This is a genomic window from Paraburkholderia caffeinilytica (assembly GCF_003368325.1).
Lineage (GTDB): Bacteria > Pseudomonadota > Gammaproteobacteria > Burkholderiales > Burkholderiaceae > Paraburkholderia > Paraburkholderia caffeinilytica.
Genome location: NZ_CP031467.1, coordinates 483,101 through 508,061, shown reverse-complemented (window position 1 = coordinate 508,061; position 24,961 = coordinate 483,101). Strand labels below are relative to the sequence as shown.

Genomic DNA, 24,961 nt, shown 5'->3' with positions numbered 1-24,961 from the left:
AGCTCACGGGTGACAAGGGCTACCTCCGATCGATGCCGGCGCGGTGCAGGCACAGCCTGCCGCTAGCCAATTTGTTCGAGTTCCTCGTGAGTCTCGAGCCATTCGGCTTCGAGTGTTTCGAGGCGCGCGTTCACATCTGCCTGACGGCGGATTGCCTCCGTCAGTTTGCTCTTCTGCTCGGGCTCGTAACTGGCCGGATCGACGACGAATGCATCGAGCGTCGCCTTTTCAGCGTTGAGCGCGTCCATCTCCTTTTCGATCTTGGTGATGCGGCCTTGCAGCGGCTTTTTCAGGTGTGCGAGCTTCTGACGCGTTTCCGCTTCGAGACGGCGTTGTTCCTTGCGATTGACGCCGTTGTCTGCGCCATTCGCGCTATCCGCGCCGTTCGACGCCGCGCCCGCTTTCAGCGCCGCGCGTTGTTCCGCGGCATGTTGGAGCAGCCAGTCGCGGTAGTCGTCGAGATCGCCGTCGAACTCCTGTAGACGATGCTTCGCGACCAGCATGAACACGTCGGTCGTGGCGCGCAGCAGATGCCGGTCGTGCGACACCAGAATCAGTGTGCCCTCGAATTGCGCGAGCGCCATGGTCAGCGCGTGACGTGTTTCGAGATCCAGGTGGTTGGTCGGTTCGTCGAGCAGCAGCAGGTTCGGCTTTTGCCAGATGATCAGCGCGAGCGCCAAACGGGCTTTTTCGCCGCCCGAGAAGGGCGCGATTTTCGCGGTCGCCATTTCGCCGGAAAAGTTGAAGCTGCCGAGGAAGTCGCGCAATTCCTGTTCGCGCGTATCCGGTGCGAGACGCGCCAGATGCTGCAGCGGCGTGTCGTCCGCACGCAATGTTTCGAGCTGATGCTGCGCGAAGTAGCCGATGCGCAGACCCTTGCCTTCGCGCACATGGCCGCCGAGGGCTTCGAGCGTGCCGGCGAGCGTCTTGATCAGCGTCGATTTGCCCTGGCCGTTCGCGCCGAGCAGGCCGATGCGCTGACCGTTCTGGATCGACAGCATCACGTGGTCGACGATCGGAATTTCGCCGTCCTCACCGCGATAGCCGCAGCGCACGTCTTCCATCACCATCATCGGATTCGGTGCGGAATCGGGCGTACGGAATTCGAACGTGAACGGCGAAGACGCATGCGCCGGTGCGATCAACTCCATCTTTTCGAGCGCCTTCACACGGCTTTGCGCCTGACGCGCCTTGGTGGCCTGCGCCTTGAAACGGTTGATGTAGCTCTGCAGATGCTCGACCGTGCGCCGTTGCTTCTCGTACGCGCTTTGCTGCAAGGCGATCTGTTGCGCGCGCAGGATTTCGAACTGCGAGTAGTTGCCGCCGTAACGCTTGATCTGCTGATACTCCAGATGCAGCGTGACGTTGCAGACCGAATCGAGAAATTCGCGGTCGTGCGAGATCACGATCAGCGTGCCCGGATACCGGTGCAGCCAGTCTTCCAGCCAGACGATCGCGTCGAGATCCAGGTGGTTGGTCGGTTCGTCGAGCAGCAGCAGATCGGAGCGGCACATCAGCGCCTGCGCCAGATTCAGCCGCATGCGCCAGCCGCCCGAGAAGCTGCTGACCGGCTCGCGCGTCTGATCGAGCGTGAAGCCGAGGCCGAGCAGCAGCGCCTCGGCGCGGGCGGGCGCGGTGTAGCCGTCGGCGTCGGCGAACGCGGCGTGCGCTTCGCCTTCGGCGGCGCCGTCATGCGCGGCCGAGGCTTCGGCGATGCGTGCTTCGATGCTGCGCAAGGCGGCGTCGCCGTCGAGCGTGTAGGCGAGCGCGGTCTTGTCCGCGGCGGGCGTTTCCTGCGCGACGTGGGCGATCTGCCAGGTCGGCGGGATCGAAAAATCGCCGCCGTCCGCATGCAGTTCGCCGAGCAGCACGGCAAACAGCGTCGATTTGCCCGCGCCGTTCGCCCCCACCAGGCCCGCTTTCTCGCCGGGATTGAGGGTGAACGTAGTGTTTTCGAAGAGCGGCTTGGTGCCGCGCGCGAGGCTGAACTGGTTAAAGCGGATCACGAAGAGGCCGGCTGAAGAAAAACGCTATTTTAGACTGCCGGGGCTGACACCGGGCGCCCAGCCAGGATCGGCCATTCGGCCGACTGTAGCGGGACGGCTTTTGGCATAGACTGACGGCTTTCACGGGGAGAGCACATGACATCGATTTATTCGTTTTCCGCACGTACGCTTGGCGGCGAGGAAGTGAGCCTCGAGCGCTATCAAGGCAAGGTCTTGCTGATCGTCAATACGGCCAGTGAGTGCGGGTTCACGCCGCAGTACGCGGGTCTGCAGAAGGTTTATGACGCCTACGCCGCGCGCGGCCTCGCGGTGCTCGGTTTTCCGTGCAACCAGTTCGGCAAGCAGGAACCGGGCGACGCCACGCAAATCGGCAGTTTCTGCGAAAAGAATTACGGCGTGACCTTTCCAATGTTCGACAAGATCGATGTGAACGGCGCCAATGCGCATCCGCTGTTCCGCTATCTGACGGGCGAGGCGCCGGGCTTGCTGGGGCTCGAGGCGATCAAATGGAATTTCACCAAGTTCCTGATCGGCCGCGACGGTAATGTGGTGAAGCGCTATGCGCCGCTGACCAAGCCCGAGGCGATTGTCGAAGACATCGAAAAGCTGTTGTAACGCGCGGTCGAGCCGGAAGTTCGGCAACGGTTTGAGGTGGCGGCTGGAGCCGGCTTGCGGGCATGAGCCGGTGCTCGAACCCGAGTTGATGGTGATGTCGATGTCGATGTTGGTTCCGGTCCCGGTCCCGGTTCCGGTTCCGGTGGCGCGGCAGCAGGACCGCTACAGGATCGGCGAGAACAACCGCGCCACGTGCATCAGCACGCGCCGCAGCGCGCCCGCCTTGCGGTACTCGTTGCGGTCGATTTCGAGCGACTCCGCGAAGTCCTTGAGCAGCATTGCTTCGACATCCCTTGCGAAGCCCCGGTCCACGGTCAGCACCATGATCTCGAAGTTCAAGCGGAACGAGCGGTTGTCGAGATTGGCGCTGCCAATGGCCGCCGCCGCGTTGTCGATCAACACGACCTTCTGATGCAGGAAGCCCGGCTGGTAGCGGAAGATGCGGATGCCCGCGCGCAGCGAGTCGTACGCATACAGCTTCGAGGCGGTGAACACCACGCGGTGATCGCGCCGGCTCGGAATCAGAATGCGCACATCCACGCCGCGTAGCACCGCCAGTCGCAGCGCGGCGAATACGGCTTCGTCGGGTATGAGATAGGGCGTGGTGATCCAGATCCGCTCGCGTGCCGCATTGATCGCCTCGACGAAGAAAAGCGAGCAGGTCTCCTGCTTGTCGGCCGGACCGCTCGGCACGACTAGGCAGTGCATGCCCTCGTCGGCAGGCTGGAAAGCCGGCATGGGGAAGTCGGGCAACTGCTGGGTCGCCCAGTGCCAGTCTTCGGTGAACACGAACTGGATGCTGGCGACAGCCGGGCCGCGCACTTCGATATGCGTATCGCGCCATGGCGACAGTGGCGGCTTGCCGCCGAGATATTCCACACCGACGTTGTGTCCGCCGATAAAGGCGCGCTCACCGTCCACCGAAACGATCTTGCGATGATTGCGGAAGTTCAGCTGCAGGCGGTTCACGAAGCGGCGATTGGTGGCGAACGGATGCGTCTCCACGCCGGCCGCGCGCAGCGTTGCCACGTAGCGGTGCGGCAGATCGAAGCTGCCGATGCTGTCGTACAGGAAATAGACGCGCACGCCTTGCTGCGCTTTCGCGATCAGCGCGTCTTTGAGCATCTCGCCGAGCGCGTCGTCGCGCACAATGAAGAACTGCACGATCACGTAATTGCGCGCGCTTTCGATCGCTTCGAAGATCGCCTCGAAAGTGGCGGCCCCGTTCACCAGCGTGCGCACGGAATTGCCCGGCAGGAACGGCATGCCTCCCAGGCGCGTGAGCGAATGCACGAGCCTCGCGCCGAGCTCCTGGGTAGGCAGCCCCGCCGAGGAGGCCCGCGTGTCCCATTCCTGAGGATGCGCGCGCGTGCGCAGTAACTCGTTTTCGATGCGGCGCGCGTCTGCGTAGCCCTGAAATTTGCTGCGGCCGAGGAACAGGTACGGCACCAGTGTCAGATACGGCATGGCGACCAGCGACACGGCCCACGCGATCGCGCCTTGCGACGTGCGGGTGTACAGAATCGCGTGACACGCCGCCGCCACGCCGAGAATATGGGCGAGGGCGACCAGCGGGCCGACGTGAAGCAGGTCGAATTCCATAGGCGGGTAAAGGGTTGGCAAGGCACCGCCGCTGCTGCCTGACGGCGCAGCGTGCAGCTGACCGCGCCCATCTTACCGAACGTGAGTGCGTTGGGGGGCGCGTGATGGTCCAGCTTCTTAGGGGATTCCGCGGATGCGGGGTGTGCAGGCGGGGGAGGGACGGTCGGTCGGTGCCTGTGTGTGCGGCTATGCGCTGCGACACGCACGGCAGACAATGAACGCCTGCGGCGCGTGTCGTGCGATAAAGCGGTCCGGCGCTCGGGTGGTCCGGCGATACAGCGATACAGCGTTACACCGGCAGATCCGCGGCCTGAATCAGAAACACGTTGTCGTCGCCGGCACTCGTCGACAGCCAGACCAGATCGAGACCGCCGAATGCCGCTTCGACGTTCGCGCGCTCGTTGCCGATCTCGACCACCAGCACGCCGTCTTCGGTCAGCCAGTTGCGCGCTTCGGCAATGATCCGGCGCACGATGTCCATGCCGTCCGCGCCGCCCGCCAACGCCATGTCGGGCTCGTGCTTGTATTCGGCCGGCAGCGCCTGCATCGAGGCGGCGTTCACGTACGGCGGGTTGGTGATAATCACGTCGTAGCGGCGCTCGGCGAGCGGCGCGTACAGATCGCCCTCGAAGAGGGCGACGCGGTCGTCGAGCCTGTAGTCCGCGACGTTGCGCGTGGCGACCTCGAGAGCAGGGGCGGAGAGATCGACGGCGTCGATATCCGCGTTCGGGAACGCGTGCGCCGCGAGGATCGCGAGGCAGCCGGACCCGGTGCACAACTCGAGCACGGCGCCGACCTGTTCGGGATCTTCGACGTAAGGTTGCAGGCCGTCCTGCAGCAACTCGCCGATGAACGAGCGCGGCACGATCACGCGTTCATCCACATAGAAGTGGAAGCCGTGCATCCACGCTTCCTGCGTGATGTAGGCAGCCGGCACGCGCTGGCCGGCACGGCGCTCGATCACGTTCAGCACGGCATCGATTTCAGCCGCGGAGAGACGCGCGTCGAGAAACGGCTCCAGCAGATCGAGTGGCAGATGCAGCGTGTGCAGGATCAGATAGGCGGCTTCGTCGTAGGCGTTGGCCGAGCCATGGCCGAACGACAGCTCGGCCTGGTTGAAGCGCGACACCGCGAAACGCAGCAGGTCGCGGACGGTGGAAAACGGGAGCGTCATCGCAGAAATTCCTTGGTCAGGCGATCAGTTGTTCGAGCACGCGGCGATACACGTTCTTTAGCGGCTCGATATGTGCGACTTCGATATGTTCGTCGATCTTGTGGATGCTGGCGTTCAGCGGGCCGAATTCGATCACCTGCTGGCACATGCGCGCGATGAAGCGGCCATCCGAGGTGCCGCCGGTGGTGGACAGTTCAGTCGTGACGCCGGTTTCGTCCTTGATTGCTTTTGCCAGCGCGTTCGACAGGTCGCCGCGCGGCGTGAGGAACGGCAGGCCGCTCACGGTCCATTGCAGGTCGTATTCGAGACCGTGCTTGTCGAGGATTGCATGGACGCGAGCCTGCAGGCCTTCCACCGTGCTCGCCGTCGAAAAGCGGAAATTGAACATTACGTCCGCATGACCGGGAATCACGTTGGTCGCGCCGGTGCCGCCGTGGATGTTCGATACCTGCCAGGTGGTGGGCGGGAAGTACTCGTTGCCGTCGTCCCAGCGTTCGGCGACGAGCTCGGCCAGCGCGGGCGCGAGCAGATGCACCGGGTTTTTCGCCAGATGCGGGTAGGCGATATGGCCTTGCACGCCCTTGACGATCAGCTTGCCCGACATGGAACCGCGCCGGCCGTTTTTCACCATGTCGCCGAACTGCGCGCTCGAGGTCGGTTCGCCGACGATGCAGTAGTCCATGCGCTCGCCGCGTGCCTGCAGTGCTTCGACGACCTTGACGGTGCCGTCGGTGGCGGGGCCTTCTTCGTCGCTTGTAATCAGGAACGCGATCGAGCCGCGATGCGCGGGGTGCGCCGCGACGAATTCCTCGCTCGCCACCACGAAACCGGCGATCGACGCCTTCATGTCCGCCGCGCCGCGGCCGTAGAGCTTGCCGTCACGATGGGTCGGCTCGAACGGCGCCGAGCGCCATTGTTCGAGCGGGCCGGTCGGCACGACGTCCGTGTGGCCGGCGAACGCGAGCAGCTTGCCGCGCGTGCCGTCGACGCCGCGCTTCACGGCCCACAGGTTGGTCACACCGTTCGATTCGATCGTCTCGTGCTCGAAGCCGAGCGCGGCCAGGCGTTCGATCAGGAGGCGCTGGCAATGCTGGTCGTCGGGCGTCACGGAGGCGCGCGCGATCAGTTGTTCGGTAAGGGCGAGGGTGCCGGACATGGATTCAGTACAAGCCACTTTGAAATGAAAAAATGCCGGCTCGCGGTTGGGCACCGCAGCCGGCAACAGCTTTTAAGCAACGCGGCGAGGCCGCGTTTTACTGCGTGCCGCATTCGATCGTGACGCCGAGCCAGACGTTCAGTCCCGTGCGCCGAATCACGCGAACGGGCATGCGCGTCGGCAAACGGCGTGCGCCCAGACAAACAACGCCAGGTTAAAGCGGATGGCGCCACGCCGAGGCGACCGCCGTCACGCAAACAGTGTCGTATATTCGTCCACGGAAAAACCGAGCGACTTGACCTTTCCGTTGACCACCAGCACCGGCCGCTTGATCACCGACGGCTTGTGAATCATCAACGCGATCGCGCCCGACTGCGTGTCCGCCGCCGCCTTCATGTCGTCGGACAGGCCGCGCCAGGTCGTGCCGCGACGGTTCAGCAATGCGTCGAGTTTCACGTCTTTCAGCCAGTCCTGAACCAGCGGCTCGGTCACGCCGTGCTTCTTGAAGTCGTGGAACTCGAACTCGACGCCGTGCTCTTCCAGCCACACACGGGCCTTCTTCACGGTGTCGCAGTTCGGGATGCCGTAGACGACGGTCTTGGTGCCGCGTGCCATCAGTCGCCTCGCAGCAGCTCGTTCAGGCCGACCTTCGCACGCGTCTTGGCGTCGACCTTCTTGACGATCACGGCGCAGTACAGGCTGTGCGAGCCGTCCTTCGACGGCAGGTTGCCCGCCACCACCACCGAGCCCGCCGGAATGCGGCCGTACGTGACTTCACCGGTCTCGCGGTCATAAATCTTGGTGCTCTGGCCGAGGTACACGCCCATCGAGATCACCGAGTTTTCTTCGACGATCACGCCTTCCACCACTTCGGAACGCGCGCCGATGAAGCAGTTGTCTTCGATGATGACCGGATTGGCCTGCAGCGGCTCCAGCACGCCGCCAATGCCCACGCCGCCCGACAGGTGGACGTTCTTGCCGATCTGCGCGCACGAGCCGACGGTCGCCCACGTGTCGACCATCGTGCCTTCGTCCACATAGGCGCCGATGTTGGTGTACGACGGCATCAGCACGACGTTCTTCGCGATGAACGAGCCGCGGCGCGCGATGGCGGGCGGCACCACGCGGAAGCCGCCGGCGGCGAAGTCTTCAGCGGTGTAGTTGGCGAACTTCGACGGCACCTTGTCGTAGAACTGCGAGTAGCCGCCGGCCGGTTGCACCACGTTGTCTTCCAGGCGGAACGACAGCAGCACGGCTTTCTTCAGCCATTGATTGACGACCCAGTCGCCGTCCTTCTTTTCGGCGACGCGCAGCGCGCCCTTGTCCAGTTGCTCGATGGCGTGGGCGACGGCTTCGCGCACCTCGGCCGGCGCGGCCTTCGGCGACAGGTCGGCGCGGTTGTCCCAGGCGGTATCAATGATCTGCTGAAGTTGTTGCGACATATGCGTGCTTTTCTGAAGAGTTGAAGTCTGAAGAAGGGAATGCGGTGCGCGGGGTTGCTGAATCACTCACAAAAACTCAACCCGCGAGCGCGCGGCAAAAGTCGACGATTCGTTGTGCGCCCTGCGTGCATTCGTCGACATCGGCGACGAGCGCCATACGCACGAAATTGCGGCCGGGATTCACGCCGTGCGCAGTGCGCGCGAGGAACGAGCCCGGCAGAACCGTCACATTATAGTCGGCGTAGAGGCGCTGGGCGAACTCGGTGTCCGACAGGCCGGTGCGCGAGACGTCCGCCCACAGGTAGAACGCGGCGTCCGGCAGGCGCACGTCGAGCACTTCGGCGAGCATCGGCGTCACGGTGGAGAACTTCTGCACGTACTTCGCGCGGTTCTCGCGCACGTGCGTTTCGTCATTCCAGGCCGCGATGCTGGCATTCTGGAACACCGTCGACAAGGCCGCGCCGTGGTATGTCCGGTATAGCAGGAAGTCTTTCAGGATCGCCGCGTCGCCCGCCACGAAGCCCGAGCGCATGCCCGGCACATTGGAGCGCTTGGACAGGCTCGACAGCATCACGAGGCGCTCGAAGCCACGGCCGAGCTTATGGGCTGCTTCCAGGCCGCCAAGCGGCGGATTGGCTTCGTCGAAGTAGATTTCCGAGTAGCACTCGTCCGAGGCGATCACGAAGCCGTAGCGGTCCGACAGCGCGAACAGTTCGCGCCAGTCCTCGAGCGTGAGCACCGCGCCGGTGGGATTGCCCGGCGAGCACACGTACAGCAGCTGCGTGCGCGCCCAGATGTCGGCCGGGACCGCCGAATAGTCGCAGGCGAAGTTGCGCGCCGGGTCGCTATTCACGAAGTACGGCTGCGCGCCGGCCAGAATCGCCGCGCCTTCATAGATTTGGTAGAACGGGTTCGGACAGAGTACGATCGCAGGCTCGCCGTCAGCATTGAGCTTGGGGTCGATGACCGGGTTGATGACCGTTTGGGCGAACGCAAAAAGCGCCTCGCGCGAGCCCGACACCGGCAGCACCTGGGTGGCCGGGTCGACCGGAGGCAGGTTATAGCGCTGCGTCACCCATGTCGCGATCGACTCGCGCAGTGCCGGTGAGCCGATCGTGGCCGGATACGCCGACAAACCGCCGAGCGAGGCAATCACCGCGTCGCGAATCAGCGCGGGCGTGGGATGTTTCGGTTCGCCGATGCCGAAGCTGATGTGCGCGAGGCCGGCCGGCGGCGTGACGTCCTTGAAAAGCGCACGCAGCTTTTCGAACGGATAGGGCTGAAGGGAGTCGAGTAGCGGGTTCACTGAGCGGATCGAGCCTGATCGAAGATGGGCGGGAGACGGATGCAGGGAAATGCCGGGCGCGCGCAGACGGCAAAACGCCTGAAAGGCGCGAAAACAATCGCAGCGGCGAGCGGATGATTATAGCGTGGCACGCGGCCGTTCGCGGGCCGGCATGGCGCGGCGGCGATCTGGGCGGGAAATTCGTGGCGGCGCGGTCGTATGCGAGCCAAAGTCACCCGAGCCAGCCAGAACGCACGCAACTGGGACATGACTAACGGTAGGATCGAGGACGACTCAGGGCCGCAATGGCCCGAACGCACGCAAAGTGCCGCCACACAAGGTAGCAGGGGCACATTGAAGGTGCCTGGTATTGCGACGCCTCGCGTGTAAGACGCGGCGCAACCCGCCAGGCGGCGCGGGCAATGCGACGTAGGCAATGCGACGCAGCGGGAACGACGCGAACCGCGGACGGTTCGCGTAAAAAGTGAGCAGGAGCAGCAATGTATCTAGCAGCAACGGAGACATCCGGACGGCTCGGACGACTGGGACGACTCGGACAAAGGCGGCGCAAGAACGCCGCCGCCGGCAAAGTCGGCAACATCGCCCGCAGGAGCAGCAACCGCCGCGGGAGTCTCACATCATGACCAACTGGCTTCGCACAGGCTGGCCCACCCTGGCAATCATGCTCGGCGCGTCCGTATGGGGAATGATCTGGTATCCGCTGCGCATGCTGAATGCGCTCGGCGTAACCGGCGCGGCGGCGAGCTCGCTGACGAGCGGGGCCGGTTGCCTGTTCGTCCTGCTGGTCCGTCATCGCGCGCTGAAAACCGTACGCTGGCACTGGCTGCTGCCGGCTCTCGCGCTGGCAGCCGGCGTGACCAATCTGGGTTTCGTGTGGGGCTCGATCCACGGCGAGGTGATGCGCGTCCTGCTGCTGTTCTATCTCACGCCCGCCTGGACCGCGCTTTTTGCGCATTTCATCCTCCACGAACGGCTCACGTGGGCGGGCGCCGGCCTCGCCGCGCTGTCGCTGGCCGGCGCGATGACCATGCTGTGGTCGCCGCAGCTGGGTATCCCCGTGCCCGGCAACCTCGCCGAATGGGCGGGGCTCGCGGGCGGCATGGGTTTCGCGATGAGCAACGTGCTGATCCTCAAGACGAGCCGCGTGCTGCCCGAGATGAAGCCCGAAATGCGTACCGCGACGATCTTCGGCGGGGCGGCGATTTTCAGCGCCTTTGCATCGCTGTTCGAGGCGATGCCCGCACCGCCCGCCGGCGCGCATCTCGGCACGGCCGCGCTGCTGGTGCTTGGCCTCGGTTTTCTGCTGGCCTCGAACAATATGCTCGTGCAGTATGGACTCGCGCGTGTGCCGGCCAATCGGGCGTCGATCATCATGCTGTTCGAGCTCGTGGTGACGGCCTTGTCCGCGTGGCTCTTTGCCGGCGAGTCGCCGGGTCCGCGCGAATGGGCCGGCGGCGCGTGCATCGTGCTGGCGTCGGCATTGTCCAGCTGGATGCATCGAACCCGTGCCTTGCCGCCTGATCCGGCCAATCAGGATGAGGGTCCGGACGTCGGCGAAGGTGCAGACCGTAAGGACGCTAAGAACCGCTCGCGTGCGATGGTATGATTGCCCCTCATTAGCTGGCGCACGCTTCATCGCGTGCGGTTGGCGCCCGTGTCGCGGGGGATCGCGGGCCGTTCCGCTGCATTGGCGAACGGCCGGTGCGGCCTTCACGAGCCACCTTTTATTTTCCCTTTTCAAACAGCGAAATCGCCGTGCGTCTGACCTCGATCAAACTCGCTGGCTTCAAGTCATTCGTCGATCCCACGCATTTCCAGGTCCCGGGCCAGCTTGTCGGCGTGGTCGGACCGAATGGGTGCGGCAAGTCCAACATCATCGACGCCGTGCGCTGGGTGCTCGGCGAATCGCGCGCCTCCGAGCTGCGCGGCGAGTCGATGCAGGACGTGATCTTCAATGGCTCGACCGCGCGCAAGCCGGGTAGCCGCGCCAGCGTCGAACTCGTGTTCGACAACGCCGACGGCCGCGCCGCCGGGCAGTGGGGACAGTATGCCGAAATCGCCGTCAAGCGCGTGCTCACGCGCGACGGCACCTCGAGCTACTACATCAACAACCTGCCGGCGCGCCGCCGCGACATTCAGGACATCTTCCTCGGCACCGGCCTCGGGCCGCGTGCGTACGCGATCATCGGGCAGGGCATGATCGCGCGCCTGATCGAGGCGAAGCCCGAAGAGCTGCGCGTGTTCCTCGAAGAAGCCGCGGGCGTGTCGAAGTACAAGGAACGCCGCCGCGAAACCGAGAACCGTTTGCACGACACGCGCGAGAATCTGACGCGGGTTGAGGACATCGTCCGCGAACTCGGGGCGAATCTCGAGAAGCTCGAAGCGCAGGCGATTGTCGCGACCAAATACAAGGATCTGCAGACCGACGGCGAAGAGAAGCAGCGTCTGTTGTGGCTGCTGCGCAAGAACGAAGCCGGCAGCGAGCAGGAGCGCCAGCAGCGCGCGATCGAGCAGGCTCAAATCGACCTCGAGGCGCAAACCGCAAAGCTGCGCGAAGTCGAGGCGCAGCTCGAAACGCTGCGCGTCGCGCATTATTCCGCCAGCGACGCAATGCAGGGCGCACAAGGTGCGTTGTACGAGGCGAATGCGGAAGTCAGCCGCCTCGAGGCCGAGATCAAGTTCATCGTCGAATCGCGCAACCGCGTGCAGGCGCAGATCGCCGCCCTGACCGCGCAGCGTGAGCAGTGGCAGTCGCAAGCCCAAAAAGCACAAGACGATCTCGAAGACGCTGAAGAACAACTGGCTGTCGCCGAAGAAAAAGCCGCGCTGGCCGAAGACGAAGCCGCCGCCAAGCACGACGCGATGCCGGCGCTGGAAGCGCGCTGGCGCGATGCGCAAACCGAATTGAACGCCGAGCGCGGCGGGATCGCGCAGACCGAACAGGCTTTGAAGCTCGAAGCCGCGCATCAGCGCAACGCCGATCAGCAATTGCAGCAGCTGCAGCAGCGTCACGAGCGGCTGAAGTCGGAAGCGGGCGGTCTCGATGCGCCCGACGAAGCGCAACTCGAAGACCTGCGCATGCAGCTCGCCGAGCACGAAGAAATCCTGCACGACGCGCAGGCCCGTCTTGCCGACGCGCAGGAAACGCTGCCGCGTCTCGACGGCGAACGGCGCGCGGCCCAGGAGCGCGTGCAGTCGGAAAGCGCACAGATTCACCAGCTCGACGCACGCCTTGCCGCGCTCAAACAATTGCAGGAAAACGTCCAGACCGAAGGCAAGATCCAGCCGTGGCTCGAAAAGCACGAGCTGAACGGCTTGCCGCGTCTGTGGAAGAAGCTGCACGTCGAAGCCGGCTGGGAAGCCGCGCTCGAAGCGGTGCTGCGCGAGCGGCTCGCTGCCCTGGAAGTGTCGAACCTCGACTGGGTCAAGGCGTTCGCCACCGACGCGCCGCCCGCCAAGCTCGCGTTCTACGCACCGCCGGCAGCCGGTCAGCCGGTTGCCACGCCGCCGGCTTTGCGGCCGCTGCTGTCGCTGGTTCGTATCGACGATGCCGGTATTCGCGCCGTGCTGAACGACTGGCTCGGCCTCGCCTTCGTCGCCGACGATCTGCAGCAGGCACTCGCCATGCGCGCGCAATTGCCGGAAGGCGGCTCGTTCGTCGTGAAGGCCGGCCACGTGGTGACGCGTGTCGGCGTTCAGTTGTATGCCGCCGATTCCGAACAGGCCGGCATGCTGGCCCGTCAGCAGGAAATCGAAAACCTGGGCCGTCAGGTGCGTGCGCAAGCGTTGCTGGCCGACGAGGCGAAGGCCGCCGCGATCCGCGCCGAAGCCGCGCACACGCAAGCCGCGCAAGCGTTGACCGACGTGCGCCAACAGTCGGAGCGCGCGACCCAGCGCGTGCACGCTTTGCAGATGGACGTGCTCAAGCTCGCGCAAGCGCACGAGCGCTACACGCAGCGCAGCACGCAAATCCGCGAAGAGCTCGAAGAAATTACCGCGCAGATCGAAGAGCAGCGCGCCTTGCGTGGCGAATCGGAAGCGAATTTCGAGCGTCACGATGCCGAACTCGCCGAATTGCAGGCGCGTTTCGAAGATCATCAATTGGCTTTCGAGGCACTCGACGAAGCGCTTACCGCCGCGCGCGCTCAATCGCGCGATCTCGATCGGGTCGCCACCGACGCGCGCTTCGCCGCGCGCAACATGGCGAACCGCATCGACGAATTGAAGCGCAGCATCCAGGTCTCTCACGAACAGAGCGAGCGTGTCGCCGCGTCGCTGGAAGATGCGCGCGCCGAGCTCGAAACGATCAACCAGCAAACCGCGCACACCGGCTTGCAGGACGCGCTCGATATTCGCGCGGTCAAGGAAGAAGCGCTGCACGCCGCGCGTCTGGAGCTGGACGACCTGACCGCCAAGCTGCGTGCCGCCGACGAAACCCGCCTGAGCGCAGAGCGTGCGCTGCAACCGCTGCGCGACCGCATCAACGAATTGCAGTTGAAGGAACAGGCCGCGCGCCTGAACGGCGAGCAGTTCATCGAGCAACTGGCGGCAGCCGGCGTCGATGAAGCCGAATTGCAGGCCAAGCTCACGCCGGACATGAAGCCGTCCTACCTGCAAGGCGAAGTCACGCGGATCAACAACGCGATCACGGCGCTCGGCCCGGTCAACATGGCCGCGCTCGACGAACTGAAAGCGGCGACCGAGCGCAAGACGTTCCTCGATTCGCAATCGGCCGACCTGAACAACGCGATCGAAACGCTGGAAGACGCGATCCGCAAGATCGACGGCGAAACGCGCACGCTGCTGCAAGGCACCTTCGACGAAGTGAACCGTCATTTCGGCGAGCTGTTCCCGCGTCTTTTCGGCGGTGGCCAGGCCAGGCTGATCATGACCGGCGACGAGATTCTCGACGCCGGCGTGCAGGTGATGGCGCAGCCGCCGGGCAAGAAGAACTCGACGATTCACCTGCTGTCGGGCGGCGAGAAGGCATTGACCGCCACCGCACTGGTGTTCGCGATGTTCCAGCTGAATCCCGCGCCGTTCTGTCTGCTCGACGAAGTGGACGCGCCGCTCGACGACGCCAACACGGAACGTTTCGCGAACCTCGTGCGCGCGATGTCGGACAAGACGCAGTTCCTGTTCATTTCGCACAACAAGATCGCGATGGAGATGGCCCAGCAGCTGATCGGCGTGACCATGCAGGAGCAGGGCGTGTCGCGGATCGTTGCCGTCGACATGGAAACGGCGGCTGGTTTCGCCCAGAATATCGTTTGAGTTTTTGTTTCGATTGATCATCGCGGGCGCCCGCGTTCAGCGCAGCGGCCATCGGCCGCGCGACACGTGGGGCGGGCGCTAGCCGCGCAGACAGAAGAATTGCTGATGGAGCATGCATGGACGAGTTGACACTCGGTTTGATCGGCGCGGGCGCCGTGGTGGTCGGGGGCGTGGTCGTGTACAACGCATGGCAGGGCGCGAAGGTGCGCCGCAAGATGCCGCGTCCGATGCCGGCCGACACCGCCGAAAGTTTCGCACGGGACGATCAGGAAGAGCAGAGTCCGTTTATCGAACCGGCCCGGCCGACTACGCGGCGCGAGCCGGTAGTGGGTGCGGATGTGGCGGCGGAAACCGCGGCGGCGCGGGTCGAACCGACGTTTGGCGCAACTGCTGCGCCGCTCGATACGCCGGCCGATATCCAGGCCGAGACGACCACGCCGAACGGCTATCCGGAAGCGGAAGGCATTGCCGAGGCCGAAGGCGGTCACGCTACGAAGGCCGACGAACCGGTCGAGCCGATCCTGCCCGCCGCCACGACGATTTCGTCGGCGCCGCCGGCTATCGTCGATCGCCGCATCGACTGCATCGTGCCGATTCGTTTGAACGGGCCCGTGGCCGGCGACAAGGTGATTCCGCTTGCGCAGCGTTTGCGCCGCGCCGGCAGCAAGCCGGTGCATATCGAGGGCAAGCTCGAAGGCGGTGCGTGGGAATTGCTGCAAAACGGCGCGCGCTACGAAGAGCTGCGCGCCGCCGCGCAACTGGCCAATCGCAGTGGCGCGCTCAACGAGCTGGAGTTCTCGGAGTTCGTGACCGGCGTGCAGCAGTTTGCCGATGCGCTCGACGCGTCGCCGGAATTTCCCGACATGCTGGAAACGGTCGCGATGGCGCGCGAGCTCGACGGCTTCGCCGCGCAGTGCGATGCGCAGCTGTCGATCAACGTGCTGTCCGACGGGGCGCCGTGGTCGGCCAACTACGTCCAGGCTGTCGCCTCGCAGGACGGCTTGCTGCTCTCGCGCGACGGCACGCGTTTCGTCAAGCTCGACGCGAAGCAGAGCCCGGTGTTCATGCTGCAATTCGGCGACACCAATTTCCTGCGCGACGACCTGACCTACAAGGGCGGCCAGATGATCACGCTGGTGCTCGACGTGCCGGTCGCGGACGAAGACATCCTGCCGTTCCGCCTGATGTGCGACTACGCGAAATCGCTGGCTGAGCGCATCGGCGGAAGGGTGGTCGACGATGGGCGCCGTCCGCTGCCGGAAACCTCGCTGCTGGCGATCGAAAAGCAGTTGATGACGCTTTATGCGAAGCTCGAACAGGCGGGCATTCCGGCGGGTTCGCCGGCCACGCGGCGGCTGTTCAGCCAGTAACGGCTCTGCTTTTTCATGCAGGACTTCAACGGCCGCACGATGTGCGGCCGTTGGCGTTTGAGATGCAATAACGAACGCATGAAACTGGCCATTCGGCCGATGTAAAGGGGCACGCTTCCTGCGATAATCCAATGTCTGAATTTCATTGAAGAACCTTCCGACAGCATGGCCCGAACCCCCGCCTCAAACCCTGCAACCAGCGCTCCGGCAGAGCGGGCCGCGTGGCTGCGCGCGGAACTCGAACGCGCCAACTATGCGTACTACGTACTCGACCAGCCCGACTTGCCGGACGCGGAGTACGACAAGCTCTTCAAGGAACTGGAGCGAATCGAGACGGAGCACCCGGACCTGGTGGTGCCGGATTCGCCCACTCAGCGCGTGGGCGGCGAGGCGTCGAGCGGCTTCGAGCCGGTCGTGCACGATCAGCCCATGCTCTCGCTGAACAACGGCTTTGCCGACGAAGACATCGTCGCGTTCGACAAGCGCGTCGGCGACGCGCTCGGCAAGAACGCGAGCGAACCGCCGGTGCCGGTGGATTACGCGGCCGAACTGAAGTTCGACGGCCTTGCCATCTCGCTGCGTTACGTCGACGGCACGTTCGTCCAGGCGTCCACGCGCGGCGATGGCGCCACGGGCGAGAACGTCACCGAAAACGTCCGCACGATCCGTTCCATTCCGCTCAAGCTCAAGGGCAAACGCGTGCCGCACGTGCTCGACGTGCGCGGCGAAGTGCTCATGTTCAAGCGCGATTTTGAACGCCTGAACGAGCGCCAGCGGGCCGCCGAGCAAAAGGAATTCGCTAATCCGCGTAACGCTGCCGCGGGCAGTTTGCGGCAGCTCGATTCGAAGATCACTGCGCAGCGGCCGCTGTCGTTCTTCGCTTATGGAATCGGCGTGGTCGAAGGCATCGAAATGCCGGCCACGCATAGCGAACTGCTCGACTGGTACAAGGAACTCGGCTTGCCGGTGAATGGCGAGCGCGCGGTGGTGCAGGGCGCCGAGGGCTTGCTGGGGTTCTTCCACGCCGTAGGCGAAAAGCGCGACACGCTGCCTTACGATATCGACGGCGTCGTCTACAAAGTCAACCGGCGCGATGAACAGGACGCGCTCGGCTTTGTCTCGCGCGCGCCGCGTTTCGCTCTCGCGCACAAATTCCCCGCGCAGGAAGCGCTGACCAAACTCGTCGCGATCGACGTGCAGGTGGGCCGCACCGGCGCGATCACGCCAGTTGCACGGCTGGAGCCGGTGTTCGTCGGCGGCGCGACGGTGACGAACGCGACGTTGCACAATGAAGACGAAGTGCGCCGCAAAGATATCCGCATTGGCGACACGGTGATCGTGCGGCGCGCCGGCGACGTGATTCCCGAAGTGGTGAGCGCGCTGCTCGACCGCCGCCCGGACGACGCGCGCGAATTTGTCATGCCCACGCACTGTCCGGTGTGCGGTTCGAGCATCGAACGGCTGCCGGACGAAGCGATTGCGCGCTGCACGGGAGGCCTGTTCTGCCCGGCGCAGCGCAAGCAGGCGCTGTGGCACTTCGCGCAACGGCGAGCGCTGGATATCGACGGGCTCGGTGAAAAGATCATTGATCAGCTCGTCGAGCAGAACCTGGTGCGCACGCCGGCCGATCTGTTCAACGTCGGCTTTGCGACGCTGGCCGAACTCGACCGTTTCGCCGAAAAGTCCGCGCAGAATCTGCTCGACTCGCTCGAAAAGGCCAAGCACACCACGCTCGCGCGCTTCATTTACGCGCTCGGTATCCGGCATGTGGGCGAATCGACGGCAAAAGATCTTGCCAAACATTTCGGCTCGCTGAATCCGATCATGGATGCTTCGGTCGAAGAATTGCTGGAAGTGAACGACGTGGGTCCTGTGGTGGCCGAGTCGATCCATCGGTTTTTCGCCGAAGAGCACAACCGCACGGTGATCGAGCAACTACGCGCGCCGGGCAAGGTTACGTGGCCCGAAGGACCGCCCGCGCCGAAGGCGCCGCAAGGTGTGCTGGCCGGCAAGACGATTGTCCTGACCGGCACCTTGCCGACGCTGGCCCGCGAAGAGGCGAAAGAAATGCTCGAAGCGGCCGGCGCCAAAGTGGCCGGGTCGGTGTCGAAGAAAACGGACTATGTGGTGGCGGGGGCCGAAGCGGGCAGCAAGTTGGTAAAAGCCGAGGAACTCGGCATCCCCGTACTCGACGAAGATGGTATGCGCAAGCTCCTGGAGGGGCAGTTATGATCCGCGAAATTCTCAAGATGGGCGATCCGCGCCTTTTGCAAATTGCCGATCCGGTCGATCACTTCGACACGCCGGAATTGCATGAGCTCGTCAAAGACATGTTCGAGACCATGCACGACGCGAACGGCGCGGGGCTCGCCGCGCCGCAGATCGGCGTCAATCTGCAGGTGGTGATCTTCGGCTTCGGGCACAGCGAACGCTATCCGGATGCGCCGCCGGTGCCGGAGACCGTGCTGATCAACCCGACCATCACGCCGGTGTCGCTGGACATGGAAGAGGGCTGGGAAGGCTGCCTGTCCGTGCCGGGGTTGCGCGGCGCGGTGAGCCGGTTTTCGATGATCAAGTATCACGGCTTCGATCAGTACGGCAAGCCGATCGACCGAGTCGCCGAGGGTTTTCACGCGCGTGTCGTGCAGCATGAGTGCGACCACCTGATTGGCAAGCTGTATCCGATGCGGATCAACGATTTCGCGAAGTTCGGCTTCACTGAAGTCCTGTTTCCGGATTTGGACCCGAATAACGACGACTGACGCCGTATTCCGGCCGGCGGCGCAAGCACCGACGCTTGCGCCGCCGGCATAAAAAAAGCCCATGTTTTCACGTGGGCTTTTTTGTTGGGCGGGTGTTCACGGTGCGGACACCGTGAGTTTTCGCTGTTTGAGTGTTTAAGTGTTTGAGCTCCAGGCTCCCGGCATCAAAACGACTCGTCCGCGGACAGATAGCGCCATTGGCCCGGCGGCAGTGCGCCCAGCATCACCTTGCCCATGCGCACGCGCTTCAGGCCGATCACTTCAAGGCCGACCAGCTCGCACATCCGGCGGATCTGGCGCTTCTTGCCTTCGCGCAGCACGAAACGCAGTTGCTCGCCGTTTTGCCAACTGACCTGGGCGGGCTTCAGCGGCACGTCGTCGAGCGAGAGGCCGTGGCGCAGCAGCGCGAGACTTTCCGGCGGGAAGTGGCTTTCGACGTCGGCGGTGTGCTCGCCGAATGACACGCGCACCAGGTATTCCTTGTCGATCTCCGAATGGCCGCCGATCAGCTGCTTGGCGATGCGGCCGTCCTGCGTCAGCACCAGGAGGCCCGTCGAATCGATGTCGAGGCGCCCGGCCGGCGCGAGTTGACGCAGATGCGCGACCGAGAAGCGGATGTCAGCATGGTCGCCTTCCCAGCGGTTTTCCGGCGTGACCAGCGTGATCGCCGGCTGATAGCCGTCTTCCGCCTGGCCCGATACGAGGCCCACGGGTTTGTGGATCAGGATCGTCACCTGGCTCGCTTGCGCGGCTTCTGCCGCGGGATCGATCTCGATGCGCTGGTCCGGACGGACCTTGGTGCCGAGCGTGTCGATCCGCTCGCCGTCGACCAGCACCCAGCCTTTTTCGATCCACTCGTCCGCTTCGCGGCGCGAGCACAGGCCGAGTTCCGACATCAGCTTGGACAGGCGCAGCGTGCCTGGCGCGTCTTCGTAATCGCGGCGCGGCGTGCGCGGAGCGACGTCGGCGTCATCGTCGCGTTTGGCTCTGGCTGCGGGCGCCGGGCTGCGCGGTTTGTCGGCACGGGCAGGGCGGTTGTCATCGCCAAAGCGGCGGCCGGCGGCCGGCAGCGTCTTGTCGAAGCTGCGAGCGGGCCGTTCGCCCCGGTCGCTGCGCTCGTTACGCTCGCCGGCACGCGGCGGACGATCGCCGAACTCATGTCGGGCCGGTGCCCGTTCGCCGCGGTCGTCGCGCGGCGTACGCGCCGGACGGTCGGTTCGGTCACCGTAACCACTTTTGACGGGCTTCGCGAAAGTGCGCTCGCTACGCCCGGAATCGCCACGTTCGCCGTCAAAACGGCGCGGTGCGCTGTCGCTGCGCGGCCCGCGTTCAGCACTGCGGCGCTCCTGCGGGGCGCCACGGTCGCTGCCGAAGCGGGGCCGATCCGAGGCGTCGCGCGCCGGACGCTGGCCGCGCGGTCCGCCTTCCGACGGACGGCCGACACCCGGGCGCGGCCCGCTGAACGAGCGACGTTCGCCGTCGTCGCGACGCGGGGCGCGGTTGCCTTCGAAACTGCGGGCCGGGCGGTCGCTGCGATCTGCGTTGCCTTCGAAGCGGCGGGGCGCACGCTCACCATCGTCCCGGCGCGGCGCACGGTCGCCGCCCTCAAACCGGCGGGGTGCGCGTTCGTTTCGGTCCGAGCTTCCCTCGAAGCGGCGGGGTGTGCCCTGGCTGCGCTCGCCACGATCCGCACCGCCTTCAAAGCGACGCGGCGCACGCTCGTTGCGCTCGCTGCTGCCCTCAAAGCGGCGCGGAGCGCCCTGGCTGCGTTCGCCATCAGCGCGACGCGGAGCGCGTTCGCTACGATCGCCGCCGCCTTCAAACCGGCGGGGCGCACGCTCACCATCGTCCCGGCGTGGTGCACGGTCGCCCCCGAAGCGGGGCCGATCCGAGGCGTCGCGCGCCGGACGCTCGCCGCGCGGTCCGCCTTCCGACGGCCGGCCGGCGCCCGGGCGCGGACCGCTGAATGAGCGGCGTTCGCCGTCGTCACGGCGCGGAGCACGTTCGCTGCGATCAGCACTACCTTCAAATCGACGGGGTGCACGAGCGCTCTCGTCCCGACGCGGAGCACGGTCTCCTCCGCCCTCAAACCGACGTGGTGCACGCTCGCTGTCGTCGCGACGCGGCGCGCGATCGCCACTGCCCTCGAAGCGGCGCGGCGCACCGCCGGCCCCTTCGCGCCTCGGTGCGCGTTCCGACGGTGCCCGGCGCGTTGCGCCTGCACCGCCCGCATCCCGCTCGCGGGAAAACGATCCTTCAGCCCGCGGCGCACGCGCACCGGCGCCTGCCGGCTTACCGGCACCCGCCAGCCGCTTGCCGCCACCCGCTGCCGCACCGGCGCCTTCACCCCGCGCCCCGCTAAAACCCGCCGTCGACGTGGACGGTTTCGGCCCGGCCGGGCGCGTCGGCTTACGCGCCGAGGTGCTTCCGGTACGGACAGGGGCGCGTTCGGACGAAGCCGGCCGCGGGTGCTTGGCTGTTAATTTGACTCGCATGAAATCTCACACTGCAATCGCGCGCAGCAGTTCGGTCTCGACCTGAATTTGCAGACGGTTGTCCGACAGACCGTGTCCATCCAGCAGGAACACGTCTTCGACACGTTCGCCGAGCGTATTGATCCGCGCCGACGCGACGCCGACCCGGTGCTCGGCCAGCACGCGCGCGATTGAATAAAGAAGGCCTGGCCGGTCGTTCGCCGACACGGACAGGATGTAATATTGGCCGCGCTCGTCGGCCCGAAGATCGACGCGCGGCGTAACAGGGAAGGTCCGCGACAGCCGTGACAAACGGCCTTTCGACGGCCCCGGAAGCAGGGTGCCGTCACCGGTCAGGCGTGCGGTCAGTTCCTGTTCGACCAGATTGGCAATATCGCGATAATGCACGTCTTCTTCGGTATGCGCGACGAGGAAATTATCGAGCGCGTACCCGTGACGCGTCGTACTGACCCGCGCATCGAGCACCGACAAGCCGTTGCGGTCGAAATACGCGCAAATGCCCGCGAACAGATCGGGCTGGTCTTTCACATACACGAGCACCTGAAGCGCTTCGCCAATCGGCGACGGGCGCGCCCTCACGATCGGCGTAGCGGTTTCGACGTGCCGGTACAGCACACGGGTCTGCCACGCGATATCCGCCGCGTCGTGGCGCAGGAAATAGCCGATATCCAGCTTGTCCCACAGCACTTTTTGCGCGCCTTCCGGCACGGTTTCGAGGCGCAGCAGCGCAAGCGCCTCTTCCTGGCGCGATTTCAATTCCGAATGCGCGTCGGGCCTTGCGCCGCCCAGAACCGCCAGGGTCGTGCGGTACAAGTCCTCGAGCAGCTTGCCTTTCCATGTGTTCCAGACTTTCGGGCTGGTGCCGCGAATGTCGGCCACGGTCAGCAGGTAAAGCGCGGTGAGCCGGCGCTCGTTGCCGACCAGTTCGGCAAAGCGCTTGATGACTTCGGGGTCGCTCGTATCCTGCTTCTGTGCGACCTGGCTCATGGTCAGATGCTGCTGGACCAGCCAGACGACCAGTTCACCGTCTTCACCCTCGATGCCGTGATTGCGGCAGAAACGCCGCGCGTCGGCCATGCCGAGCGTGGAATGGTCGCCGCCGCGGCCTTTGGCGATGTCGTGAAACAGCGCCGCCACGTACAGCACCCACGGCCGGTCGAAATTGGCGATCAGCTGGCTGCAGAACGGATATTCGTGCGCGTGCTCGGCAACCGCGAAGCGGCGCAGATTCCGCAACACCATGAGAATGTGCTGATCGACCGTGTAGACGTGATAGAGGTCGTGCTGCATCTGTCCGACGATGCGCCGGAAATTCAGCAGATAGCGCCCGAGCACGCTGGTCTGGTTCATCAGCCGCAGCGCGTGCGTGATGCCGGCCGGCTGCTTCATGATGTCCATGAACAGGCGCCCGTTTTCCGGATCGCGCCGCCAATGCTGATCCATCACGTCGCGGGCGTTGTAGATCGCGCGCAGCGTGCGCGCCGACAAACCTTTCACGCCGGGCGTCTGCTCGTAGAGCAGGAAGGCTTCGAGAATCGCGTTCGGCTCGCGCTGGAAGACGTCGTCGCTGGCGATTTCCAGCATGCCCTGTTTCTCGACGAAACGGTCCGACAGCACGCGCGTGATGCCGCTCGTGTTGGGGAAAAGCTGAGCTTCGATATTCTGGATTAGGATCGTGGCCAACTGCGTGACGGCCTTGGCGGACCAGTAATAGCGGCGCATCAACTGCTCGCTGGCGCGCTTGGTGGCTGTCGGTTTGTAGCCGAAGCTTTCGGCGACCGGCGTTTGCAGGTCGAACACCAGAATGTCCTGGCGGCGGCCGGCGGTCACATGCAACCGGGCGCGCAGCGTTTTCAGGAAGCCTTCGTTGCGGCGCAATTCGCGCGCCTCGCGCTCGGTGATCAGGCCGCGTGCTTCGAGCTCGCGCCAGCTGCTGCCGAAACCGGCCGCCTGGGTAATCCACAGAATCAGTTGCAGATCGCGCAGGCCGCCCGGGCTTTCCTTGATGTTCGGCTCGAGCGAATACGGCGTGTCCTGGAACTTGGCGTGCCGCTGGCGCATTTCCAGCACCTTGGCCTGGAAGAACGCGCGGGGGGCGAGCGTTTCGCGGTAGCGCTTCGCAAAGTCGTCGAAGAGCGCGGTGCTGCCCGTAATGCGCCGCGCTTCGAGCAGCGAGGTGCGCACGGTGACGTCGTTGGCGGCTTCTTCGACACACTGCGCCACGCTGCGCACGCTGCTGCCGAGTTCGAGCCCCAAATCCCACGCGAGACTGATGAAACGTTCGATGCGCGCTTCCAGATGCGCAATCGGCGCGTCGGGCAGCAGGACCAGAATGTCGATGTCGGAGTGCGGCGCGAGTTCGCCCCGCCCGTAGCCGCCGACCGCGAGCAGCGCCAGATCGGGCGGCAGCTCGCAGGTATTCCAGGCGGCGCGCAGCGACTCGTCCGTGGCGCGCGCCAGGGCGGCCATCAGCGAGTCGACGTTGGAGGCGGTCTTGAAGCGTTCCAGCAACTGGGCTTTGGCCACTTTGTAGTCCGCCTTGAGCGACGTGGCATGGGATTGGGCGACGGCTGGAACACTACTCATTGGCAGGCGGGCGGGTGAGGTCGGAAGTCGTTCAGGCCGTGGCCGCGACAACCGGCGGACGCACGGGCGTGCCGGCTGAGACAGTCAGCACGTCGTAACCGGTTTCGGTGACGAGTATGGTGTGTTCCCACTGTGCCGACAGGCTGCGGTCTTTGGTCTTGACGGTCCACTGGTCCGGCATGGTGCGGATGTCGCGCCGACCGGCGTTGATCATCGGTTCGATCGTGAAGATCATGCCGGTCTGAAGCTCGAGCCCGGTGCCGGGGCGGCCATAGTGCAGGATCTGCGGGTCTTCGTGAAACACCGTGCCGATGCCGTGGCCGCAATATTCGCGCACCACGCTGTAGCCTTGCCCTTCGGCATGTTTCTGGATGGCGTAGCCGATGTCGCCGAGATGGGCGCCCGGGCGCACCTGGTCGATGCCGAGCCACATGCATTCAAAGGTGGTCTGCACGAGGCGTTTGGCCATGATCGAGCCTTCGCCGACGATGAACATCCGGCTGGTATCGCCGAAATAGCCTTCCTTGATCACCGTGACGTCGATATTCAGCGCGTCGCCGTTCTTCAGTGTCTTGTCGCCCGGAATGCCGTGGCAGATCACGTCGTTCACCGAAATGCAGGTGGCTTTCGGATAAGGCGGATAGCCGGGCGGCTGATAATTCAGCGGCGCCGGAACCGTGCCTTGCACCTGGAGCATGTATTCGTGACACAGGCGGTCGAGTTCGCCGGTCGTGATGCCGGCCGTGACGAACGGCGTAATGTAGTCGAGCACTTCGCTAGCGAGCTTGCAGGCGACGCGCATCTGCGCGATATCGTGTTCGTTTTTGAGCGTAATAGCCATGAGTCGGGCCTGAAATGCGATTTATTGCAGGATTATCGCACCATATTCCGGCTGCCGCAGGGTTTTGCCACGGTTTTGCAATAAGGTGGTGGGCGCGCAGGTGCAACCCGGCTGCGGTAGACAGGAGCTACCGCGCAGGTTGAGTCGGCCGATAGTCGCGTGCTATAATCTTTGGCTAAGTCGATCTCTGTCTTGTTTTGTTGCCTCATTGGCTGTTCTGATGAGCGTTTAATGGGGCGCAAGCTGGTGGGCGCAAGCTGGCAGGAGAGGCGTCTCGTAGCGATAGTTGCCTGCGCTACGGGCAAGGCGGTACCAAGGCAGCAGACTCGCAA

General features: G+C 64.7%; 16 protein-coding genes. 6 read left to right on the top strand and 10 right to left on the bottom strand.

The features are described 5' to 3' along the window. Window positions 1-62: 62 nt before the first annotated feature. Window positions 63-2,006, bottom strand: coding sequence for an ATP-binding cassette domain-containing protein (locus DSC91_RS18190; protein WP_115780250.1), 1,944 nt, complete (start codon window positions 2,004-2,006; stop codon window positions 63-65). Between the two features lie 135 nt (window positions 2,007-2,141). On the opposite strand from DSC91_RS18190, the gene DSC91_RS18185 reads away from it, so the two are divergent. Next, window positions 2,142-2,621: a glutathione peroxidase gene (locus tag DSC91_RS18185; RefSeq protein ID WP_115780249.1), complete on the top strand. Its 480-nt coding sequence runs from the start codon at window positions 2,142-2,144 to the stop codon at window positions 2,619-2,621. 162 nt (window positions 2,622-2,783) lie between these two features. Here DSC91_RS18185 and cls read toward each other — a convergent pair whose 3' ends face one another. The 6 genes from cls to dapC all read right to left on the bottom strand — a co-directional run bounded on the left by cls (window position 2,784) and on the right by dapC (window position 9,301). Further along, a complete protein-coding gene (gene cls / locus DSC91_RS18180) occupies window positions 2,784-4,223 on the bottom strand; it encodes a cardiolipin synthase (RefSeq protein ID WP_115780248.1) in 1,440 nt (479 codons plus the stop codon). Window positions 4,224-4,512: 289 nt separating this feature from the next. Next, window positions 4,513-5,397, bottom strand: coding sequence for a 50S ribosomal protein L3 N(5)-glutamine methyltransferase (prmB, locus tag DSC91_RS18175; protein ID WP_115780247.1), 885 nt, complete (start codon window positions 5,395-5,397; stop codon window positions 4,513-4,515). Between the two features lie 16 nt (window positions 5,398-5,413). Beyond that, window positions 5,414-6,553: a succinyl-diaminopimelate desuccinylase gene (gene dapE, locus DSC91_RS18170; RefSeq protein ID WP_115780246.1), complete on the bottom strand. Its 1,140-nt coding sequence runs from the start codon at window positions 6,551-6,553 to the stop codon at window positions 5,414-5,416. A 249-nt stretch (window positions 6,554-6,802) separates the two neighbouring features. Further along, a complete protein-coding gene (locus DSC91_RS18165) occupies window positions 6,803-7,168 on the bottom strand; it encodes an ArsC family reductase (protein WP_115780245.1) in 366 nt (121 codons plus the stop codon). Next, window positions 7,168-7,995, bottom strand: coding sequence for a 2,3,4,5-tetrahydropyridine-2,6-dicarboxylate N-succinyltransferase (dapD, locus tag DSC91_RS18160; RefSeq protein ID WP_115780244.1), 828 nt, complete (start codon window positions 7,993-7,995; stop codon window positions 7,168-7,170). Before dapD ends, DSC91_RS18165 begins: the two co-directional genes overlap by 1 nt. Before the next feature lie 76 nt (window positions 7,996-8,071). After that, window positions 8,072-9,301, bottom strand: a complete 1,230-nt coding sequence (dapC, locus tag DSC91_RS18155; protein WP_115780243.1) for a succinyldiaminopimelate transaminase — start codon at window positions 9,299-9,301, stop codon at window positions 8,072-8,074. A gap of 619 nt (window positions 9,302-9,920) precedes the next feature. Between dapC and DSC91_RS18150 the strand changes: the two genes are divergently transcribed. From DSC91_RS18150 to def, 5 genes are all read left to right on the top strand, one after another. Then, window positions 9,921-10,907: a DMT family transporter gene (locus DSC91_RS18150; protein ID WP_115780242.1), complete on the top strand. Its 987-nt coding sequence runs from the start codon at window positions 9,921-9,923 to the stop codon at window positions 10,905-10,907. A gap of 149 nt (window positions 10,908-11,056) precedes the next feature. Next, window positions 11,057-14,575, top strand: coding sequence for a chromosome segregation protein SMC (smc, locus tag DSC91_RS18145; RefSeq protein ID WP_115780241.1), 3,519 nt, complete (start codon window positions 11,057-11,059; stop codon window positions 14,573-14,575). 116 nt (window positions 14,576-14,691) lie between these two features. Beyond that, window positions 14,692-15,945 carry a cell division protein ZipA C-terminal FtsZ-binding domain-containing protein gene (locus tag DSC91_RS18140; RefSeq protein WP_115780240.1) on the top strand — a complete coding sequence of 418 codons (1,254 nt, stop codon included), beginning with the start codon at window positions 14,692-14,694 and terminating at the stop codon, window positions 15,943-15,945. Window positions 15,946-16,110: 165 nt separating this feature from the next. Continuing rightward, entirely contained in the window at window positions 16,111-18,177 is a 2,067-nt protein-coding gene (gene ligA / locus DSC91_RS18135; RefSeq protein ID WP_115780239.1) for an NAD-dependent DNA ligase LigA, read from the top strand. After that, the gene (def, locus tag DSC91_RS18130; protein ID WP_115780238.1) at window positions 18,174-18,707 is read left to right on the top strand and encodes a peptide deformylase; all 534 of its coding nucleotides are present in this window, start codon (window positions 18,174-18,176) and stop codon (window positions 18,705-18,707) included. Before ligA ends, def begins: the two co-directional genes overlap by 4 nt. 164 nt (window positions 18,708-18,871) lie before the next feature. Here def and DSC91_RS18125 read toward each other — a convergent pair whose 3' ends face one another. The 3 genes from DSC91_RS18125 to map are packed head-to-tail and all read right to left on the bottom strand — an operon-like array spanning window position 18,872 to window position 24,629. Further along, window positions 18,872-21,202, bottom strand: a complete 2,331-nt coding sequence (locus DSC91_RS18125) for a pseudouridine synthase (protein ID WP_115780237.1) — start codon at window positions 21,200-21,202, stop codon at window positions 18,872-18,874. Window positions 21,203-21,208: 6 nt separating this feature from the next. Continuing rightward, window positions 21,209-23,788: a [protein-PII] uridylyltransferase gene (locus DSC91_RS18120; protein WP_115780236.1), complete on the bottom strand. Its 2,580-nt coding sequence runs from the start codon at window positions 23,786-23,788 to the stop codon at window positions 21,209-21,211. Between the two features lie 31 nt (window positions 23,789-23,819). Next, window positions 23,820-24,629, bottom strand: coding sequence for a type I methionyl aminopeptidase (gene map / locus DSC91_RS18115; protein ID WP_115780235.1), 810 nt, complete (start codon window positions 24,627-24,629; stop codon window positions 23,820-23,822). Window positions 24,630-24,961: the final 332 nt, after the last annotated feature.

Bases quoted from the DNA above. Each gene is read 5' to 3' on its own strand.
- map (WP_115780235.1), bottom strand. From the start codon at position 24,629: ATGGCTATTACGCTCAAAAACGAACACGATATCGCGCAGATGCGCGTC.
- DSC91_RS18140 (WP_115780240.1), top strand. From the start codon at position 14,692: ATGGACGAGTTGACACTCGGTTTGATCGGCGCGGGCGCCGTGGTGGTC.
- DSC91_RS18165 (WP_115780245.1), bottom strand. From the start codon at position 7,168: ATGGCACGCGGCACCAAGACCGTCGTCTACGGCATCCCGAACTGCGAC.
- cls (WP_115780248.1), bottom strand. From the start codon at position 4,223: ATGGAATTCGACCTGCTTCACGTCGGCCCGCTGGTCGCCCTCGCCCAT.
- dapE (WP_115780246.1), bottom strand. From the start codon at position 6,553: ATGTCCGGCACCCTCGCCCTTACCGAACAACTGATCGCGCGCGCCTCC.
- dapD (WP_115780244.1), bottom strand. From the start codon at position 7,995: ATGTCGCAACAACTTCAGCAGATCATTGATACCGCCTGGGACAACCGC.
- DSC91_RS18150 (WP_115780242.1), top strand. From the start codon at position 9,921: ATGACCAACTGGCTTCGCACAGGCTGGCCCACCCTGGCAATCATGCTC.
- DSC91_RS18185 (WP_115780249.1), top strand. From the start codon at position 2,142: ATGACATCGATTTATTCGTTTTCCGCACGTACGCTTGGCGGCGAGGAA.
- prmB (WP_115780247.1), bottom strand. From the start codon at position 5,397: ATGACGCTCCCGTTTTCCACCGTCCGCGACCTGCTGCGTTTCGCGGTG.
- ligA (WP_115780239.1), top strand. From the start codon at position 16,111: ATGGCCCGAACCCCCGCCTCAAACCCTGCAACCAGCGCTCCGGCAGAG.
- DSC91_RS18125 (WP_115780237.1), bottom strand. From the start codon at position 21,202: ATGCGAGTCAAATTAACAGCCAAGCACCCGCGGCCGGCTTCGTCCGAA.
- DSC91_RS18120 (WP_115780236.1), bottom strand. From the start codon at position 23,788: ATGAGTAGTGTTCCAGCCGTCGCCCAATCCCATGCCACGTCGCTCAAG.
- def (WP_115780238.1), top strand. From the start codon at position 18,174: ATGATCCGCGAAATTCTCAAGATGGGCGATCCGCGCCTTTTGCAAATT.